The 18,842-nt window shown below is 70.5% G+C and carries 14 protein-coding genes; 13 read left to right on the top strand and 1 reads right to left on the bottom strand.

Annotated elements, in window-relative coordinates:
- Window positions 1–206 precede the first annotated feature (206 nt).
- A complete protein-coding gene (locus ACFVGY_RS16390; RefSeq protein WP_385677110.1) occupies window positions 207–485 on the top strand; it encodes a hypothetical protein in 279 nt (92 codons plus the stop codon).
- Window positions 486–536: 51 nt separating this feature from the next.
- On the opposite strand, the gene ACFVGY_RS16395 is transcribed toward ACFVGY_RS16390, so the two are convergent.
- Window positions 537–1,526, bottom strand: a complete 990-nt coding sequence (locus ACFVGY_RS16395) for a hypothetical protein (protein WP_385677112.1) — start codon at window positions 1,524–1,526, stop codon at window positions 537–539.
- A 126-nt stretch (window positions 1,527–1,652) separates the two neighbouring features.
- On the opposite strand from ACFVGY_RS16395, the gene ACFVGY_RS16400 reads away from it, so the two are divergent.
- From ACFVGY_RS16400 to ACFVGY_RS16455, 12 genes are all read left to right on the top strand, one after another.
- On the top strand, window positions 1,653–4,274 hold the full coding sequence (locus ACFVGY_RS16400; RefSeq protein WP_385677115.1) for a valine--tRNA ligase: 2,622 nt from the start codon (window positions 1,653–1,655) through the stop codon (window positions 4,272–4,274).
- Window positions 4,275–4,496: 222 nt separating this feature from the next.
- The gene (locus ACFVGY_RS16405) at window positions 4,497–5,645 is read left to right on the top strand and encodes a sensor histidine kinase (protein WP_385677118.1); all 1,149 of its coding nucleotides are present in this window, start codon (window positions 4,497–4,499) and stop codon (window positions 5,643–5,645) included.
- A 135-nt stretch (window positions 5,646–5,780) separates the two neighbouring features.
- The gene (locus ACFVGY_RS16410) at window positions 5,781–7,253 is read left to right on the top strand and encodes a bifunctional folylpolyglutamate synthase/dihydrofolate synthase (protein WP_385677258.1); all 1,473 of its coding nucleotides are present in this window, start codon (window positions 5,781–5,783) and stop codon (window positions 7,251–7,253) included.
- A 3-nt stretch (window positions 7,254–7,256) separates the two neighbouring features.
- Entirely contained in the window at window positions 7,257–7,601 is a 345-nt protein-coding gene (locus tag ACFVGY_RS16415; protein WP_385677121.1) for a DUF4233 domain-containing protein, read from the top strand.
- 137 nt (window positions 7,602–7,738) lie between these two features.
- A complete protein-coding gene (gene ndk, locus ACFVGY_RS16420; RefSeq protein ID WP_385677124.1) occupies window positions 7,739–8,149 on the top strand; it encodes a nucleoside-diphosphate kinase in 411 nt (136 codons plus the stop codon).
- Between the two features lie 322 nt (window positions 8,150–8,471).
- The gene (locus ACFVGY_RS16425; RefSeq protein ID WP_360622546.1) at window positions 8,472–9,491 is read left to right on the top strand and encodes a rod shape-determining protein; all 1,020 of its coding nucleotides are present in this window, start codon (window positions 8,472–8,474) and stop codon (window positions 9,489–9,491) included.
- 175 nt (window positions 9,492–9,666) lie between these two features.
- Entirely contained in the window at window positions 9,667–10,617 is a 951-nt protein-coding gene (gene mreC / locus ACFVGY_RS16430; protein ID WP_385677127.1) for a rod shape-determining protein MreC, read from the top strand.
- A gap of 12 nt (window positions 10,618–10,629) precedes the next feature.
- Window positions 10,630–11,334, top strand: a complete 705-nt coding sequence (gene mreD / locus ACFVGY_RS16435) for a rod shape-determining protein MreD (protein WP_385677130.1) — start codon at window positions 10,630–10,632, stop codon at window positions 11,332–11,334.
- A 13-nt stretch (window positions 11,335–11,347) separates the two neighbouring features.
- On the top strand, window positions 11,348–13,528 hold the full coding sequence (mrdA, locus tag ACFVGY_RS16440; protein WP_385677133.1) for a penicillin-binding protein 2: 2,181 nt from the start codon (window positions 11,348–11,350) through the stop codon (window positions 13,526–13,528).
- Window positions 13,529–13,542: 14 nt separating this feature from the next.
- Entirely contained in the window at window positions 13,543–14,742 is a 1,200-nt protein-coding gene (gene rodA / locus ACFVGY_RS16445) for a rod shape-determining protein RodA (protein ID WP_385677136.1), read from the top strand.
- Window positions 14,743–14,833: 91 nt separating this feature from the next.
- A complete protein-coding gene (locus ACFVGY_RS16450) occupies window positions 14,834–16,453 on the top strand; it encodes a CHAD domain-containing protein (protein WP_385677138.1) in 1,620 nt (539 codons plus the stop codon).
- 80 nt (window positions 16,454–16,533) lie between these two features.
- Window positions 16,534–18,459 (top strand): TIGR03960 family B12-binding radical SAM protein, encoded by a 1,926-nt coding sequence (locus ACFVGY_RS16455; RefSeq protein ID WP_385677140.1) that lies wholly within the window; start codon window positions 16,534–16,536, stop codon window positions 18,457–18,459.
- Window positions 18,460–18,842 lie beyond the last annotated feature (383 nt).

Genomic DNA, 18,842 nt, shown 5'->3' on the forward strand with positions numbered 1-18,842 from the left:
GGGCCCCCCTTGTCTGTGGGGCCAGCGCCCCACGTATCGCCCCCCCCCCGCCCGGGGGGGGGGGGCCCCCCGCTCCGGGGGGGGCGCCCCTCCTCGCGTTCGGGACCATCCAAGTCGATTATCGGACATCGCCACAACTTCCCACCGCGGCGGCGCTTTTAATGATCAACTTCGTCTCGAATAGTCTTCCTTGAGAGGAACGAGACATGAACATGAAGAAGCGTGCAGGTGGTGTTCTGGCTGCGGTTTTTGCCGCCGCCGCACTCCCGCTCCTAACAGCTGCACCTGCGTCGGCCGATCAGGGTGACTGTCAGTATTACCTGCACGAAGCGGGCTACAACGTCGGCCCTAAGGTGGAGGGTGCTTGCGGCTTTGGCGCCAGCACCGAAATGGGAGCCTTCTCTGGCTGCTACGTCCTGCTGGTCGACATCGGAGTCAGCAAGGGCGACGCCGTCGAGGCGTGTTCTTTGGCGGGAGAGGCCTGATGTGGCCGTGGCCGGCACGGTGACATGTGGCTGTGCCGGCCGCCGGCCCCATCAGGACTTGACGCGGGCCGTGTTGTAGAGCTTTGCCGCGAGGTCCGCGACCTGCTCCATGGTGTAGCCCTTCTGGCCCGCCAGGATGGCAGCCGCGTCGCTCGCACCGACCATAGTCAGGGTGCTGTGGTCACCCCAGATGCAGATCGGAAGCGTGAACTCCTTGGGGCCCTTGGTCGAGGGGTCCTTGGTGGTGTACTTGGCTTCCTGGCACTTCATCACCGCGCCCTTGAAACCCTTCGGGGTGATCGCCTTGGGGGTTCCGATGAGCTCGACCGTCGTCTTGGTGCCCTCGCTGGTGTTGGCCTTGGCCAGGGCGAAGTAGGCATCGACCGCCTTCTCGGGCTCGGCGATGTCGCCGTAGACGCCCTCGAAGTTGAGCGCCTTGGCGGCCAGCGGGTTGCTCGGGTCGCCGGCCTGGTACTTCTGGTTGACCTGAGTGGGGTTCTTGACGCCGACGGCCTCGGCCTCCTTGCGCTCCTTGTCGCTGAAGGAATTCGGCTGGGACTTGGGGTTCTTCTTGAACTCGCCGACCGTCTCCGGGGCGACCAGCTTGTAGCCCCTGGTGGCCTCGTCGATGGTGCCGCCTCCGCCGCCCAGGAGGTACCAGCCGCCGCCCGCGATGACCGCCACCGCGACGACCGCGGCGATGACCACGCCCGCCTTCGACTTCTTCGGGGGCTGGGCACCGTACGGCTGCGGCGGCATGCCCGGCTGCTGGTAGCCGTAGGGCGGCTGCTGCGGGGGGAGGCCCATCGGGGCCGACGGGGGCTGCGGCGGGTAGCCCGGGCCGGGCGGCGGCGGGGGCTGCTGCGGCGGGAAGCCCATCGGGGCCGTCGGGGGCTGCTGCGGGTAGCCGTAGCCGGGCTGGGGGGCGGGCTGGCCGTACGGGCCGGGGGCCGGGCCGGGCGGCGGGGGCGGCGGGGCGCCGTACGGTCCCGGCTGCTGCGGCGGCGGGCCTCCGTACGGCCCCGGCTGGTTGTAGCTCATACCCGCGTCCCCCTTCAGGATGTTTATGCAGTCCACACATCCTGGCTCACGGGGGATGGGCACAGTGCCCCGGCCCCCGGGATTGCCGGTTTCAGTACCGGACCGTTACGCCTCTAAACTGTGCCCGTGACCGAGAACACGCAGACACCCAGCACCCCCAACTCCGAACTGCCGACCCAGTACGCGCCGGCCGAGGTAGAGGGGAAGCTCTACGAGCGCTGGGTAGAGCGTGGGTACTTCACCGCCGACGCCGCGAGCGAGAAGCCCGCGTACACCATCGTCATCCCGCCGCCGAACGTCACCGGCTCCCTCCACCTGGGCCACGCCTTCCAGCACACGCTGATGGACGCCCTGACCCGCCGCAAGCGCATGCAGGGCTACGAGGCCCTGTGGCTGCCCGGCATGGACCACGCCGGCATCGCCACCCAGAACAAGGTCGAGCAGCAGCTCGCCGAGGAGGGCAAGTCCCGCCACGACCTGGGCCGCGAGGAGTTCGTCGAGCGCGTCTGGCAGTGGAAGGAGGAGTACGGCGGCAAGATCCTCGGCCAGATGCGGCGGCTGGGCGATGGGGTGGACTGGTCGCGCGAGCGCTTCACCATGGACGAGGGCCTGTCCAAGGCCGTCCAGACCATCTTCAAGAAGCTGTACGACGACGAGCTGATCTACCGCGCCGAGCGCATCATCAACTGGTGCCCGCGCTGCCTGACGGCCATCTCCGACATCGAGGTGGAGTACCAGGAGGACGCCGGCGAGCTCGTCTCGATCACGTACGGCGAGGGCGAGGACACCCTGGTCGTCGCCACCACCCGCGCCGAGACCATGCTCGGTGACACCGCCGTCGCCGTCCACCCGGACGACGAGCGCTACAAACACCTGGTCGGCAAGCAGATCAAGCTGCCGCTGACCGACCGCACCATCCCGGTCGTCGCCGACACGCACGTCGACCCGGAGTTCGGCACCGGCGCCGTCAAGGTGACCCCGGCGCACGACCCGAACGACTTCGCCATCGGCCAGCGCCACGACCTGCCCTCCATGACGATCATGGACGAGCGCGGTGTGATCACCGTCCACGGTCCCTTCCTCGGCCTGGACCGCTTCGAAGCGCGTTCCGCGGTCGTCGGCGCCCTGCGCCAGCAGGGCCGGATCGTCGCCGAGAAGCGCCCGTACATGCACTCCGTGGGCCACTGCTCGCGCTGCAGCACCACCGTCGAGCCGCGCCTGTCCATGCAGTGGTGGGTCAAGGTCGGCCCGCTGGCCAAGGCCGCCGGTGACGCCGTCCGCGACGGCCGCGTCGCGATCCACCCGGCCGACATGTCGAAGCGCTACTTCGACTGGGTCGACAACATGAACGACTGGTGCATCTCGCGCCAGCTGTGGTGGGGCCACCGGATCCCGATCTGGTACGGCCCGAACGGCGAGATCGTCTGCGTCGGCCCCGACGAGCAGCCGCCGGCGGGCGAGGGCTGGCACCAGGACACCGACGTCCTCGACACCTGGTTCTCCTCCGGCCTGTGGCCGTTCTCCACGCTCGGCTGGCCGGAGAAGACCCCGGACCTGGCGAAGTTCTACTCCACCGACGTCCTGCTCACCGGCCACGACATCATCTTCTTCTGGGTCGCCCGGATGATGATGTTCGGCCTGTACGCGATGGACGGCGAGGCCCCGTTCAAGACCATCGCCCTGACCGGCCTGGTCCGCGACGAGCGCGGCAAGAAGATGTCGAAGTCGTTCGGCAACGTCGTCGACCCGCTGGACTGGATGGACAAGTACGGCTCCGACGCCGTCCGTTTCACCCTGGCCAAGGGCGCCAACCCGGGCACCGACGTCCCGATCGGCGAGGACTGGGTCCAGGCCTCCCGCAACTTCGCCAACAAGATCTGGAACGCCACGCGCTTCGCGCTGATGAACGGCGCGACGGTCGAGGGCGAGCTGCCGCCGGCCGAGCAGCTGTCCGCCACCGACCGCTGGATCCTGTCCCGCCTGAACGAGACGGTCGCGCAGGTCGACGCGTACTACGAGGACTTCCAGTTCGCCAAGCTCAGCGAGGCGCTCTACCACTTCGCGTGGGACGAGGTCTTCGACTGGTACGTCGAGCTGTCGAAGACCACGTTCTTCGCGGGCGGCGAGGGCGCCAAGGCCTCCGGCCGGGTCCTCGGCGAGGTCCTGGACGTGCTGATGCGGCTGCTGCACCCGGTCGTCCCGTTCGTCACCGAGACCCTGTGGACCACGCTCACCGGCCGCGAGTCCATCGTGGTCGCCGAGTGGCCGTCCGACAGCGGCTTCCGCGACGAGGCCGCCGAGGCCGAGATCGAGAACCTCCAGCAGGTCGTCACCGAGGTCCGCCGGTTCCGCGCCGACCAGGGCCTGCAGCCGGGTCAGAAGGTCCCGGCCCGGCTCGACCTGGCCGGTACGCAGCTGGCCGCGCACGAGGCGGCCATCCGTCAGCTGCTGCGCCTCCAGCCGGAGGGCGAGGGCTTCAGCGCCACCGCCACCCTGCCGGTCGCCGGGGCCACCGTCGCGCTCGACCTGTCGGGGACCATCGACGTGGCCGCCGAGCGCAAGCGCCTCTCCAAGGACCTCGCGGCCGCGGAGAAGGAGAAGGCCCAGGCCGAGGCGAAGCTCGGGAACGAGGCCTTCCTGGCCAAGGCCCCCGACAACGTCGTGGACAAGATCAAGGGCCGCCTGGCCAAGGCCGAGGCCGACATCGCGCGGATCCAGGCCCAGCTGGAGGCCCTGCCCGCCGCCTAGCAGGCCGAAGCCGAGGCTGAGGCCGGGGCCGAACCGGGGCTGAGGCCGCGCCACGGCCGTAGGCACGCGTGCGCGTACGAGGGCCCCTGCACCGAGCGCCGGTGCAGGGGCCCTCGCCCTGTTGCGCCGCTGGTCGCACGCGCCACCCGGCGTGCCGATTATCACTTTTTTGTCCGGGTTGGCCGGTTAGGTCCCCGGCGGGGACCACGGATGATGGAAGGCATGCGCGTCCAGCCCGTCGTCTCGGCGTACCAGTGGGCCGCGGCCACCTGCCGCCGGCTCGCCGAGGGCTGGTCCGGCACCCAGCGGGCGTCCGAGGTGCTCACCGCGCTCGGCTGCCTCGCCCTGATGGCCCTGGACCTGCCGGGCCTGGCCGCCGCGGACAACTCGCTGACCGGCCCCATGGCCGCCGCCGTCCTCGCCGCGGGGGCCGCCACCCTGGTCGTACGGCGCCGGGTGCCCTGGATCCCGTACCTCACCGCCCTGCTGTTCATCGGCTGGCTGCACGAACTGACGCTGGTCCAGTTCGCCCTCTACTCGGTCGGCCGCTACCGCGGGCGCCGGGCCGCCGTGCTCGCCACCGTCGGCTACGTGGCGTTCGCGCTGGCGGTGTTCAGCGTGCCCGGCTGGCCCGAACCGCGGGTGCAGACCCTCAGCGCCTTCCTGAGCATCGTCGTGCCCATCGGCGTGCTCGCCTCGGCCGTCGGCATCGCCGCCTACCGCCACGACCTCGTCCGCGAGCTCGAAGCCCGCGAGGCCGAATCGGCCGTGCTCCAGGCCGTGCAGCAGGAGCGCACCTCGGTCGCCCGCGACGTCCACGACTTCGTCGGGCGGGAGCTGACCCTGCTCACCGTGCGCTCCGAGGTGCTGTCGGTGCGGGCCCGCGAGACGGCGCACGCGAAGGACTTCGAGGAACTCGCCGACACCGCGCGCCGGGCCCACCTGGTCCTCAACGAGATCATCGTTCAGCGCGGCGAGCCCGACGCCACCCCGGGCGTGGACGGGCTGGCGGCCCTCGCGGAGCAGAGCGGGCGCGCCGGCTCACCCGTACGGCTCGGCCTGGACCCGCAGGTCCACGAGCTGTCGCCGCTGCGGCAGGCGGCCGTCTACCGGGTGGTGCAGGAGTGCCTGACCAACGCCGCCAAGCACGCCCGCGGCCAGACCGTGGACGTACGGATCGAGGCGGACGGCGACCGGCTGCGGATCTCGGTCGGCAACACGCTGCCCGCCGGCAGCCCGGCCCGCGCCCCGGTCTCGGCGGGATCGGGCACGGCGAGCATGTCCGAGCGCGTGCACAGCCTCGGCGGCACCCTGACGGCCACCCGGACGGGGGACGCGTACCTCGTCGTGGCGACCCTGCCCCGGGGGTAGCCGCACCCGGGTCCTGCGCGCACCGGCCGGAGCCGAGGGCCGCGCCGCCCTCCCGCCCCCCGTCCGTAGACTGGCCCTGTGAGTGAGCAGCAGCCCGAGAGCCACGGCCCCGACGACCGCGACGACACCCTCGACATGTTCGACCGGATCGTGGCGGAGGAGTCCGACCGCGACCCCGACCTGGCGGTGATCGAGGCCGGCAGCCGAACCCTGCGCGCCCAGGCCGGACCGCCCCAGGGCGACCCGTTCCCCGCGGCGCCCCTCGACCCCGAGGTGGCGCAGGCGCTGCGGGAGGTGGAGCAGGAGCTGTCCACCCGCTGGGGCGAGACCAAGCTGGAGCCCTCCGTCAGCCGGATCGCCGCGCTGATGGACGTCCTGGGCGAGCCGCAGCACGCGTACCCCTCCATCCACGTCACCGGCACCAACGGCAAGACGAGCACGGCCCGCATGATCGAGGCCCTGCTGAACGCCTTCGAGCTGCGCACCGGCCGGTACACCAGCCCCCACGTGCAGTCGATCACCGAGCGCATCAGCCTGGACGGGGCGCCGATCACCGCGGAGCGGTTCGTCGACACGTACCGCGACGTCAAGCCGTACGTGGAGATGGTCGACGCCGCCCAGGACTACCGGCTGTCCTTCTTCGAGGTCCTCACCGGCATGGCGTACGCGGCGTTCGCGGACGCACCCGTGGACGTGGCCGTCGTCGAGGTCGGCATGGGCGGCAGCTGGGACGCCACCAACGTGATCGACGCCGTGGTCGCGGTGATCACTCCGATCAGCCTGGACCACACCGACCGGCTCGGCTCCACTCCCGGCGAGATCGCCCAGGAGAAGGGGGGCGTCATCAAGCAGGACGCCACCGTGATCCTGGCGCAGCAGCCGGTGGACGCGGCGCAGGTGCTGCTGAAGAAGGCCGTCGAGGTGGACGCGACCGTGGCCCGCGAGGGCATGGAGTTCGGCGTCGTGTCCCGCGAGGTGGCCGTCGGCGGGCAGGTGCTGACGCTGCGCGGCGTGGGCGGCGAGTACGAGGGGATCTTCCTCCCGCTGTACGGCGCCCACATGGCGCACAACGCGGCCGTGGCGCTGGCCGCGGTGGAGGCCTTCTTCGGGGTCGGCGCGCAGCAGGCCCGGGAGCTGGACGTGGACACCGTGCGCCGGGCCTTCGCCTCGGTGACCTCGCCGGGCCGGATGGAGGTCGTCCGCCGCAGCCCCACGGTGATCCTGGACGCGGCGCACAACCCGGCGGGCGCGCAGGTCACGGCGGAGGCGGTGACCGAGGCGTTCGGCTTCAGCCGGCTGGTCGGCGTCGTGGGCGTGAGCGACGACAAGGACGTCCGGGGGGTCCTGGAGGCCTTCGAGCCGATCTTCGCGGAGGTCGTGGTCACGCAGAACACCAGCCACCGGGCGATGTCCGCGGACGAACTGGCCGCCATGGCGGTCGAGGTCTTCGGCGCGGAGCGGGTGCAGGTGGAGCCGCGGCTGGACGACGCCCTGGAGGCGGCGATCACCCTGGCGGAGGAAGAGGCCGAGTACGGAGGGGCCGGCGTCCTGGTGACCGGCTCCGTGATCACGGTGGGCGAGGCCCGCCTGCTGCTGAAGAGGGGCTGACGGATGCGCACGCTGTGTGCCTCGACGCTGATCGGCGAGTTCTTCGTCATCGGTTTCGCCGGGCTGGTGGCGATGAAGAACCCGGACCTGACCCAGGCAACGGTCTGGACGGTCTGTGGGATCGCCATGCTGCTGTCCGTGCTGCTGTGCGGGATGCTGTCCCGTCCGGGCGCGGTGCAGATCGGCTGGGCCCTGCAGATCGGCTTGATCGTGAGCGGGTTCGTGGTGCCGATGATGTTCTTCCTCGGGGCCGTGTTCGCGGGCCTGTGGTGGTGCTCGATCCACTACGGCCGCAAGATCGACGCCGCCAAGGCCCGCTGGGCCGCGCAGAGCGAAGCCCAGGCGTAGCCGCCGGCCGCGGAGCCCCAGGTGAGGCGCCAGCCGCGAAGCCCCGGGCCCGCTCGGGCCCGGGGCTCCGCGCAGCACGCCCGCCGGCTGGCTGTAGCCTCGTACCACCGCACCCGTTTGCCGCAAGGAGCAGCAACATGTCCCAGCGCACGCTCGTCATCCTCAAGCCGGACGCCGTCCGTCGCGGCCTGGTCGGCGAGATCATCGGCCGGATCGAGCGGAAGGCCGGCTGGACCATCCCGGCCATGGAGCTGCGCACCCTCGACCAGGAGACCCTGGAGACCCACTACGGCGAGCACAAGGGCAAGGTCTTCTACGAGCCGCTCATGGGCTTCATGGCGAGCGGCCCGGTCGTCGTCCTCGTCGTCGAGGGCGAGCGCGTGATCGAGGGCGTGCGCCAGCTGGCCGGGCCGACCGACCCGATCGCCGCCGCGCCCGGCTCCATCCGGGGCGACTTCGGCACCGTCACCCGCGAGAACCTGATCCACGCCTCGGACTCCGAGGAGTCCGCGGAGCGCGAGCTGAAGCTGTTCTTCCCCTCCCTCTGACGGGTCTCCCCGCGGGGTTCCCCCGACGGACGCGTCCTGACGCGACATCAGCCGAATAGCGCTCACGACCTGGGGCGACCGAAGTAATTTCGGTCGCCCTTCGGTATGGCCGGGCCCGTGCGGGAACGCATGTGCAGGACACGACGTCACCACTAAGGGGGCGGGTATCCGTTCCGGCGGGATTGCCGGAGTCCCGTCGCGCGATGTCCGTACCCTCGGCACTACGATGGGGCCTCCACCCACACACCCACCTCGCCGACCTGACAGCAGCCGCTATCAACTGGAAGGCCAGACGCTCCTCATGGGGAACAAGGGGAACAACATGTCGTTCATCGGCCGTGACATGGCGATCGACCTCGGGACCGCCAACACGCTGGTGTACGTGAGGGGCCGGGGGATCGTCCTGAACGAGCCGTCCGTGGTCGCCATCAACACGAACACCGGTGGCATTCTGGCGGTCGGCTCCGAGGCGAAGAAGATGATCGGGCGCACGCCCGGCAACATCGTCGCCGTCAGGCCCCTCAAGGACGGCGTCATCGCCGACTTCGAGATCACCGAGCGTATGCTCCGGTACTTCATCCTCAAGATCCACAAGCGCCGCTACCTGGCCCGCCCGCGCGTCGTGGTCTGCGTCCCCTCCGGTATCACCGGGGTGGAGCGCCGCGCCGTCATCGAGGCGTCCACGCAGGCCGGCGCCCGTCAGGTGCACATCATCGAGGAGCCCATGGCCGCGGCCATCGGCTCGGGCCTGCCCGTGCACGAGGCCACCGGCAACATGGTCGTGGACATCGGTGGCGGCACCACCGAGGTCGCGGTCATCTCCCTCGGCGGAATCGTCACGGCGCAGTCCATCCGGGTCGCCGGCGACGAGCTCGACAACGCGATCATCCAGCACATCAAGAAGGAGTACAGCCTCCTCCTCGGTGAGCGGACCGCCGAGCAGATCAAGATCACCATCGGGTCGGCGTACGACCTCGACCAGGACGAGCACACCGAGATCCGCGGCCGCGACCTGGTCTCCGGACTGCCCAAGACCGTGGTCATCTCCGCCGCCGAGGTCCGCAAGGCCATCGAGGAGCCGGTCAACGCCATCGTGGACGCGGTGAAGACCACCCTCGACAAGTGCCCGCCGGAGCTCTCCGGCGACATCATGGACCGCGGCATCGTCCTGACCGGCGGCGGCGCCCTGCTGCGCGGCCTCGACGAGCGGCTGCGCCGGGAGACCGGCATGCCGATCCACATCGCCGAGGACCCGCTGGACTCCGTCGCCCTGGGCTCGGGCAAGTGCGTGGAGGAGTTCGAGGCGCTCCAGCAGGTCCTGGACGCCCAGCCCCGGCGCTGACCGGCACCCCCGGCCGCCCGGGGGACAAGCGGAACTCAAGGATCCGCCGTATGGGTGCTGCCGCGCCCGTGCGGCGGATCGTTGATATACAGGCAACAGTCCGGTGCAAGCCCCGGCTCCACCGGAGCCGTTCAGCCGCTCGACCATCTACAAAAGGAAGGCACGGCCGCCGCACGTGAGGGACACACGAGAAAGCCGGCTGCTCCTGGTGCTCCTGATCGCCATCGCGTTCGCATTGATCACGGTGGACATCAGGGCAGGAGAGGAGTCCCCGGTCGACGGCGCCCGTCAGGCCGCCGCGGCGGTCTTCGGACCGGTCGAGAAGGGCGTCGCGACGGCCGTCGATCCGGTCGCCAACGCCATAGGAGCGGTACGCGACTCCGGCGAACGGCACAGCCGTCTCGCCGTGCTGGAGCGCGAGAACGCCGCCCTGAAGGCCAAACTCGGCAGCGAGGACCAGACCCGCAGCCGCATCCACGAGCTCGACGAGATGCTCAAGCGGGCCGGCGCCGGACAGTACGGCATCAAGGGCGCCGAGGTGATCGCCATAGGAGCGGCCCAGGGCTTCTCCTGGACCGTCACCATCGATGCCGGCAGCAAGGACGGCATCGAACGCGACATGACCGTCATCAACGGCGACGGCCTCGTCGGCCGCGTCGCCACCGTCGGCCCCGACACCGCCACCGTCGTGCTCGCCAACGACCCCGACTTCACCGTCGGCACCCGCCTGGAGAAGACCGGCGAGCTCGGCTTCGCCACCGGACAGGGCGACCGCGCCCTGTCCGTCCAGATGCTCAACGGCAAGGCCAAGATCAGCCCCGGCGACCGGCTCGTCACCTTCGGCTCCCGCGGCAACAAGCCCTTCGTGCCCGGCGTCCCCCTCGGCGAGGTCGTCAAGGTCGACCCCGCGCGCGGCGACCTGACCCGCACCGTCTGGGTCCGCCCGTTCGTCGGGTTCTCCCGCCTGGACATCGTCGGCGTCGTCGTCACGCCCCCGCGCGAGGACCCGCGCGACGCCGTCCTGCCGCCCAAGCCCCAGGCCGTGCCCACGCCGACGGTCACCGTCACGGTGACCCCGTCCCCGTCCGCGTCCGCCGGCGCGTCCGCCGGTCCGGCCGACGAGTAGGAGCAGACCGCCATGCGCTTCAACCGGATCCTGCTCGCCTCCACGCTCATCCTGGTCGCCCTCGTCGTCCAGGTCAGCGTCCTCGGCCGGCTGCAACTGCCCGGCGCCGTACCCGACCTGGTCCTGCTGACCGTCGTCGCCCTCGCCCTCGTCTACGGGCACGTCGGCGGCGCCCTCGTCGGCTTCGCCGCCGGCCTCCTCGCCGACCTGGCCCCGCCCGCCGACCACGCCGCCGGACGGTACGCGCTCGTCCTGTGCGTCATCGGCTACGCCGCCGGCCTCGTCCGCCCCGACACCGGACGGTTCCGCTCCGCCTGGGGCCCACTGCTCACCGTCGTCGCGGCCGCCATCGGCTCCACCCTGCTGTACGCCGGCGTGGGCGCCCTCGTCGGGGACACCGCCGCCCGCCACGTGGGCCTGAGCGGGCTGCTGTTCACCGCCACCGTCTACGACCTGCTGCTCGCGCCGTTCGCCGTGCCGTTCGTCATGGCCCTCGCGCGGCGCGCCGAGAGCGACCCGATGGCCGTCGAGGCGGGCGGCGGCCAAGCAGCCGCCACCGACGTCTCCTCCGGCTGGCTCGCCGGCGGCACCGGCCTGCGCATCGGCAGCCAACGCGGCGGCCTGCGCCTGATGACGGCCCGCAACCGGGCCAACCGCGCCGGACGGATAAGGGGAGTGAAGGGCGTCAAGAGCGTGAAGAGCGTCAAGAAGCTGTGAAGGGGCAGGGCCCGTGACCAACACCCCCGAGACCGGCCGGATCCCCCGGGTGCAGATCCGGCTCGTCATCCTCCAGGTCCTCATCTTCTCGATGCTCTGCACGCTCGGCGGACGCCTGTGGTACCTCCAGATCCGCAACGGCGGCGAGTACTACGACGAGGCGAAGAACAACCACGTCCAGCGGGTCGTCCAGCCCGCCGTCCGCGGCTCCATCCTCGACGCCCGCGGCGTCGCCCTCGCCGACAACGAGACCCGGCTCGTGGTGTCCGCCAGCCGTACGGCGCTGATGAAGATGAAGGACAAGGGCAAGGGCGTCCTGACCCGGCTCTCCGCCGTCTTGGACATGTCCCCCAAGGAAGTCATCGAGAAGGTCCGCATCTGCGACTCCAAGACCCCCAAGCCCTGTTGGAACGGCTCGCCCTACCAGCCCATCCCGGTCACCTCCGAAGCCACCACCCAACAGGCCCTGCAGATCCGCGAGCGCCCCGAGGAGTTCCCCGGCATCACCGCCGAGCCGACCGCCGTACGCCGCTACCCGGCGCCCGGCGGCGCCCGCACCGCCCAGGCGCTCGGCTACCTCTCGCCGGTCACCGACGAGGAGATCCAGAAGGCGAAGGACACCGACTCGCCGCACCTGCGCTCCGACCAGGTCGGCCGCTCCGGGATCGAGCGTACGTACGACAAGCAGCTGCGGGGCAAGGCGACGGTCACCTCGTACGAGGTCGACAACCTCGGCCGGGTCATGGGCCAGACCAAGTCCGACCCGGGCGTTCCCGGATCCACCCTCGTCACGAGCATCGACGCCCGGGTGCAGGCCGTCGCCGAGTACGAGCTCCAGCAGGCGATGAAGACCGTCCGCCAGCAGACCGACAAGATCACCGGCCGCAAGTACGAGGCGGACTCGGGCGCCGTCGTCGTCATGGAGGCCAAGACCGGCCGCGTCGTCGCCATGGCCTCCCAGCCCGACTACGACCCCAACACCTGGGTCGGCGGCATCTCCGGCACCGACTACGCCGCGCTCACCAGCAAGAACTCCAACTACCCGCTGCTCAACCGGGCCATCCAGGGCCAGGCCCCGGCAGGCTCCATCTTCAAGGTGGTCTCGGCGAGCGCGGCCGTCCGGGCCGGCTACCCCTTCGACAGCAAGTACAACTGCAGCAGCTCCTACAGCCTCGGCGGCCGCAGCTTCGCGAACTTCGAGTCCAAGGGGCACGGCCCCATCACCCTCGGCGAGGCCCTCAAGTTCTCCTGCAACACCGTCTTCTACGCCCTCGGCCACAAGGAATGGCAGCGCGACGGCGGCCTCAAGCCCAAGAAGGAAGCCCACGACTGGTTCTACCGGACCGCCCGCGAGTTCGGACTCGGCTCCGAGACCGGCATCGACCTGCCGAACGAGGTCACCGGCCGCATCCCCGACCGCCAGTGGAAGAAGAACTTCTGGAAGGCCAACAAGGACGCCTGGTGCAAGCAGGGCAAGAAGGGCGGCACCTACGTCGAGCAGATCGCCTACGAGAGCTGCCTCGAAGGCAACCAGCTGAAGGCCTTCGACAGCATCAACTTCGCCATCGGCCAGGGCGACGTGCTCGTCACCCCGATCCAGATGGCCACCGCCTACGCCGCCATCAGCAACGGCGGCACCCTCTTCGACCCCACCATCGGCAAGGCCGTGATCAGCCCCGACGGCAAGCGGGTCGACGTCGTCAAGCCCACGCCCCACGGCCGGCTGCCGGTCGACGCCAAGACCATCCACGATCTCGACAAGGGCCTGCGCATGGTCGTCGAGCCCGGCGGTACCGCCGCCTGGCGGTTCGGCGGCTGGCCGCAGGACAAGATCCCGATGCGGGCCAAGACCGGCACCGCCCAGGTCTACGGCAAGCAGACCACCTCGTGGCTGGCCACGTACACCGACGACTTCGTGATCGTGATGACGATCTCCCAGGCCGGGACCGGATCCGGTGCCTCAGGACCCGCCGTGCGCAACATCTACAACGCCATGTACGGATACGACATGGCCGGCGAGTTCGACGCCGCTCGGGCCCTGCTGCCCCGGCCCGAGTCCAAACTGCCCACCATCCAGCCCGACGGCTCCATCGCAGCACCCGAGATCAAGCCGTACGTGCCCCCGTCCCCGGAGGAACTGGCGCCGCCCGCGCTCGCCGGTCCCCCCGCCCAGCCCCCGTCGTGGCACGACTGAGCCGAAGAGCGACCATGCAGACCGCCAACAAGTTCTCCGTATCCCGCTACACGCCCGAGCGCAGCGGGATGGCCAAACTGACCTCGCGCGACTCCGTGCTGCGCCGCCTCGACTGGCCGATCATCCTCTCCGCGCTCGCCCTGTCCCTCCTGGGCAGCCTGCTGGTGTGGTCGGCGACCCGGAACCGCACCCAGCTGAACCAGGGCGACCCGTACTACTTCCTGGTCCGGCACGCCTTGAACACCGGCATCGGCCTGGTGCTGATGATCGGCACGATCTGGCTCGGCCACCGGACCCTGCGCGGCGCCGTCCCGATCCTGTACGGGATCTCCCTCGTGCTGATCATCGCCGTGCTCACCCCGCTCGGCGCCACCATCAACGGCGCCCACGCGTGGATCGTGCTCGGCGGCGGCTTCTCGCTCCAGCCCTCCGAGTTCGTGAAGATCACGATCATCCTGGTCATGGCGATGCTGCTGGCCGCGCGGGTGGACGCGGGCGACCTCGCCCATCCCGACCACCGCACCGTGGTGAAGGCGCTCTGCCTGGCCGCCGCCCCGATGGGCATCATCATGCTGATGCCCGACCTGGGCTCGGTCATGGTCATGGTCGTCATCGTGCTCGGCGTGCTGCTGGCCTCCGGCGCCTCCAACCGCTGGGTGCTCGGCCTGCTCGGCTCGGGCGTGGCCGGTGCCGTCCTCGTCTGGCAGCTGGGCATCCTCGACGAGTACCAGATCAACCGCTTCGCGGCCTTCGCCAACCCCGACCTCGACCCCGCCGGCGTCGGCTACAACACCAACCAGGCGCGCATCGCGATCGGCTCCGGCGGCCTGACCGGTTCCGGGCTGTTCAAGGGCTCGCAGACCACCGGCCAGTTCGTCCCCGAGCAGCAGACCGACTTCGTGTTCACCGTGGCGGGGGAGGAACTGGGCTTCGTCGGGGGCGGGCTGCTCCTCCTGCTGCTCGGCGTGATCCTCTGGCGGGCCTGCGTGATCGCCCGCGAGACCACCGAGCTGTACGGGACGATCGTCTGCGCCGGGATCATCGCCTGGTTCGCCTTCCAGTCCTTCGAGAACATCGGGATGAACCTCGGGATCATGCCGGTGGCGGGTCTACCGCTGCCCTTCGTGTCCTACGGAGGCTCGTCGATGTTCGCGGTGTGGGTGGCCATCGGCCTGCTGCAGTCCATCAAGGTGCAGCGGCCGTTGTCGGCCTAACGGGGGTGGTCTTCGGTCGTTTCACAGCCGATCGGGCGTTCGGTGGCCGTTCACCCTCCCGTCGTGATTCGTTCAGGATTAAGTTCGATGCATGGCGGATACGAAGCGGGAGATTGAGCGCAAGTTCGAGTTCGAGACGAGCAAGGCGGCCCGGCGCGGGATCCCCGACCTGACCGGCACCGCCGGGATCGCCGAGGTCGCCGACCAGGGCACGATCGACCTCGACGCCGTCTACTACGACACCCCCGACCAGCGGCTCGCCGCCGACGGGCTCACCCTCAGGCGACGGACCGGCGGCGCCGACGCCGGCTGGCACCTCAAACTGCCCGTCTCCCCGGGCGTCCGCGACGAGGTCGCCGCCCCGCTCAGCGACACCGTCCCCCGCTCGCTCGCCGCCCTCGTCCGCTCCCGCGTCCGTGACGGCGGCCTCAGGCCGCAGGTCCGGCTGCTCTCCTCGCGGCAGGTCAGCCACCTCCTCGACGCCGACGGTGCCCTGCTCGCCGAGCTCTCCACCGACAGGGTCCGCGCCGAGGCCGAGCCCGCCGGGGCCGCCGGAGCCGCAGACACGGCCGAGGCGTCCGAAGCGTCCGAAGCATCCGAAGCGGTCGCCGCGATCGGAGCCGCCCAGGCCGCCGGAGCCGTCGCCACCTGGACCGAGGTCGAGGTGGAACTCGCCGACGGCGTCGACCCCGCCCTCCTCGACGCCGTCGAAAAGAAGTTCCGCAAGGCCGGGATCCGCGTCAGCGACGCACCCTCCAAGCTCGCCCGGGCCCTCGCCGAGACCGGCACCGAACCCGCCCCCCGCCCCCAACCCGGCCCCGACGGGGGCACCGCCGGCGCGTACGTCCTCGCGTACCTGCGCGAACAACGCGACGCCCTCGTCGCCCAGGACCCCGCCGTACGCCGCAACCTGCCCGACTCCGTCCACCAGATGCGGGTCGCCTCCCGCCGGATGCGCAGCGCCTTCAAGACCTACCGCAAGATCCTCGACCGCGAGGTCACCGACCCCATCGGCGAGGAACTGCGCCACCTCGGCCAGGAACTCGGCGTCGACCGTGACCAGGAAGTCCTGCACGAACGGTTCCAGGCCGGCCTCGAAGACCTCCCGCGCACCCTGCGCCTCGGCCCCGTCCGCGGTCGCCTGCGCACCTGGAACAACGGCCGCCGCGCCGCCTCCCGACGCCGAGCCCTCGCCTGCCTCGACTCCCCGCGCCACCTGGCCCTCCTCGACGCCCTCGACGCGCTGCTCGCCGACCCCCCGCTGCTGCCGGCCGCCGCCAAGCCCGCCGGGAAGGCCCTGCCCAAGGCGGTGCTCCGCGACTACAAGCGCCTCGCCGGGCGGATCGAGCACGTTTTCACCCTCGAACCCGGCGAAGAACGCGACCACGCCCTGCACGACGCCCGCAAGGCCGCCAAGCGCGCCCGGTACGCGGCAGACGCCGCCGCACCCGCACTCGGCAAGCCGGCCGACCGCCAGGCCAAGGCCATGAAGTCCGTCCAGACGCTCCTCGGCGACCACCAGGACAGCGTCGTCGCCCGCGAGGCGCTGCACGGCCTCGCCGAGCAGGCGGCCGCGGCGGGCGAGTCCGCCTTCAGCTGGGGCGTGCTCTACGCCCGCGAGGAGGCCCTCGCCGCCTCACACGAACGGGAACTTCCGGAGATCTGGGACAAGGCCTCCGACCCCGCCCTGCGGGAGGCCCTCGCCCCGTAGACCGGGATCACGACGTCCGGCACCGGCGACGCCTCGGGTTACGCTTGAGAGTCGCCCCCTGCCCGCTTCACGAAAGTCGCGTGATGTCCGAGTCGGTCTTCCCACAGCTCGAAGCTCTGCTCCCGCATGTGCAGAAGCCCATCCAGTACGTCGGTGGTGAGCTGAACTCCACCGTCAAGCCGTGGGACTCCTGTGACGTCCGCTGGGCGCTCATGTACCCGGACGCGTACGAGGTCGGGCTGCCCAACCAGGGCGTCATGATCCTCTACGAGGTACTGAACGAGCGCGAGGGCGTCCTGGCCGAGCGCACCTACAGCGTCTGGCCCGACCTCGAAGAGCTCATGCGCGAGCACAAGGTGCCGCAGTTCACCGTCGACAGCCACCGCCCCGTCGGTGCCTTCGACGTGTTCGGCCTGTCCTTCTCCACGGAGCTGGGCTACACCAACATGCTCACGGCGCTGGACCTCGCGGGCATCCCGCTGGAGGCCCGCAACCGCACCGTCGACCACCCGATCGTCCTCGCGGGCGGCCACGCGGCCTTCAACCCCGAGCCGATCGCGGAGTTCATCGACTGCGCGGTCATCGGCGACGGCGAGCAGGCCGTCCTCGACATCACCGAGATCATCCGCGCCTGGAAGGCCGAGGGGCGCCCCGGCGGCCGCGAGGAGCTGCTCCTGCGCCTCGCCAAGACCGGCGGCGTCTACGTCCCGGGCTTCTACGACGTGGAGTACCTGCCCGACGGTCGCATCGGGCGTGTCGTGCCGAACCGGTCGGGCGTGCCGTGGCGGGTCTCCAAGCACACCGTCATGGACCTCGACGAGTGGCCGTACCCCAAGCAGCCGCTCGTCCCGCTCGCCGAGACGGTGCACGAGCGGATGTCCGTCGAGATCTTCCGCGGCTGCACCCGCGGCTGCCGTTTCTGCCAGGCCGGCATGATCACGCGCCCCGTGCGGGAGCGAAGCATCACCGGCATCGGCGAGATGGTCGACCGCGGTCTGAAGGCGACCGGCTTCGAGGAGGTCGGCCTGCTGTCGCTGTCCTCCGCGGACCACACCGAGATCGCCGACATCGCCAAGGGCCTCGCGGACCGCTACGAGGACGACAAGGTGGGCCTGTCCCTCCCGTCGACCCGCGTCGACGCGTTCAACGTGGACCTGGCCAACGAGCTCACCCGCAACGGGCGCCGCTCCGGCCTGACCTTCGCCCCCGAGGGCGGCTCCGAGCGCATGCGCAAGGTCATCAACAAGATGGTCTCGGAAGAGGACCTGATCCGCACCGTCGCCACCGCCTACGGCAACGGCTGGCGCCAGGTGAAGCTGTACTTCATGTGCGGCCTGCCGACCGAGACCGACGAGGACGTGCTCCAGATCGGCGACATGGCCGTCAACGTCATCGCCAAGGGCCGCGAGGTCTCCGGCCAGAACGACATCCGCTGCACGGTGTCCATCGGCGGCTTCGTACCCAAGCCGCACACCCCGTTCCAGTGGGCGCCGCAGCTGTCGGCCGAGGAGACCGACGCCCGCCTGGCCAAGCTCCGCGACAAGATCCGCGGCGACAAGAAGTACGGCCGCTCCATCGGCTTCCGCTACCACGACGGCAAGCCGGGCATCGTCGAGGGACTCCTCTCCCGCGGCGACCGCCGCGTCGGCGACGTCATCCGCGCCGTGTACGAGGACGGCGGCCGCTTCGACGGCTGGCGCGAGCACTTCAGCTACGACCGCTGGATGCAGAGCGCCGACAAGGCCCTCGCCGCGCACGGCGTGGACGTCGACTGGTACACGACGCGCGAGCGCACGTACGAGGAGGTCCTGCCCTGGGACCACCTGGACTCCGGCCTGGACAAGGACTGGCTCTGGGAGGACTGGCAGGACGCCCTCGACGAGACCGAGGTCGACGACTGCCGCTGGACCCCGTGCTTCGACTGCGGCGTCTGCCCTCAGTTCGACACATGGCCACAAGTAGGACCGACCGGTAAGAAGCTGCTCCCGCTTGAGGTCAAGAAGTAGCCGTGACCAGCGGCGGTGCCGTCCAGAGGATGGCTGAGACGCTCGCTGGCATGAGCGAGGCGGAGCGTACCGAGATCCTTCGAGGACTCGGGACGAAGGAGCGCGAGCAGGCTTCCCGCCCTGTGCGGCGCACGCCGCTCCCTGCTCCTCGGCAAGATCCGGGCATCGTCTCGGCGGTCGAGTGGGTGTAGCTGAAAAGAGGCGTCCGGGCCGTAAAGGTCCGGGCGCCTTCTGCGTGGCGCCGATGAACAGCATCGGGTCGGATCGGGGTGAACATGCCCTCTTGACCCGCAGGTTCCGACAGAGTGAAGGTCGTGCAACCAGGCGCAACGCGCTCGACAGGGAGGGACACCATGGCCTTACGGTTCGTCGGTAAAGATCCC

Source organism: Streptomyces sp. NPDC127106 (assembly GCF_042677605.1).
Classification (GTDB): Bacteria; Actinomycetota; Actinomycetes; order Streptomycetales; family Streptomycetaceae; genus Streptomyces.

Bases quoted from the DNA above. Each gene is read 5' to 3' on its own strand.
- mreD (WP_385677130.1), top strand. From the start codon at position 10,630: ATGCGCTTCAACCGGATCCTGCTCGCCTCCACGCTCATCCTGGTCGCC.
- ndk (WP_385677124.1), top strand. From the start codon at position 7,739: ATGTCCCAGCGCACGCTCGTCATCCTCAAGCCGGACGCCGTCCGTCGC.
- ACFVGY_RS16405 (WP_385677118.1), top strand. From the start codon at position 4,497: ATGCGCGTCCAGCCCGTCGTCTCGGCGTACCAGTGGGCCGCGGCCACC.
- rodA (WP_385677136.1), top strand. From the start codon at position 13,543: ATGCAGACCGCCAACAAGTTCTCCGTATCCCGCTACACGCCCGAGCGC.
- ACFVGY_RS16410 (WP_385677258.1), top strand. From the start codon at position 5,781: ATGTTCGACCGGATCGTGGCGGAGGAGTCCGACCGCGACCCCGACCTG.
- ACFVGY_RS16395 (WP_385677112.1), bottom strand. From the start codon at position 1,526: ATGAGCTACAACCAGCCGGGGCCGTACGGAGGCCCGCCGCCGCAGCAG.
- ACFVGY_RS16425 (WP_360622546.1), top strand. From the start codon at position 8,472: ATGTCGTTCATCGGCCGTGACATGGCGATCGACCTCGGGACCGCCAAC.
- ACFVGY_RS16450 (WP_385677138.1), top strand. From the start codon at position 14,834: ATGGCGGATACGAAGCGGGAGATTGAGCGCAAGTTCGAGTTCGAGACG.
- ACFVGY_RS16390 (WP_385677110.1), top strand. From the start codon at position 207: ATGAACATGAAGAAGCGTGCAGGTGGTGTTCTGGCTGCGGTTTTTGCC.
- ACFVGY_RS16415 (WP_385677121.1), top strand. From the start codon at position 7,257: ATGCGCACGCTGTGTGCCTCGACGCTGATCGGCGAGTTCTTCGTCATC.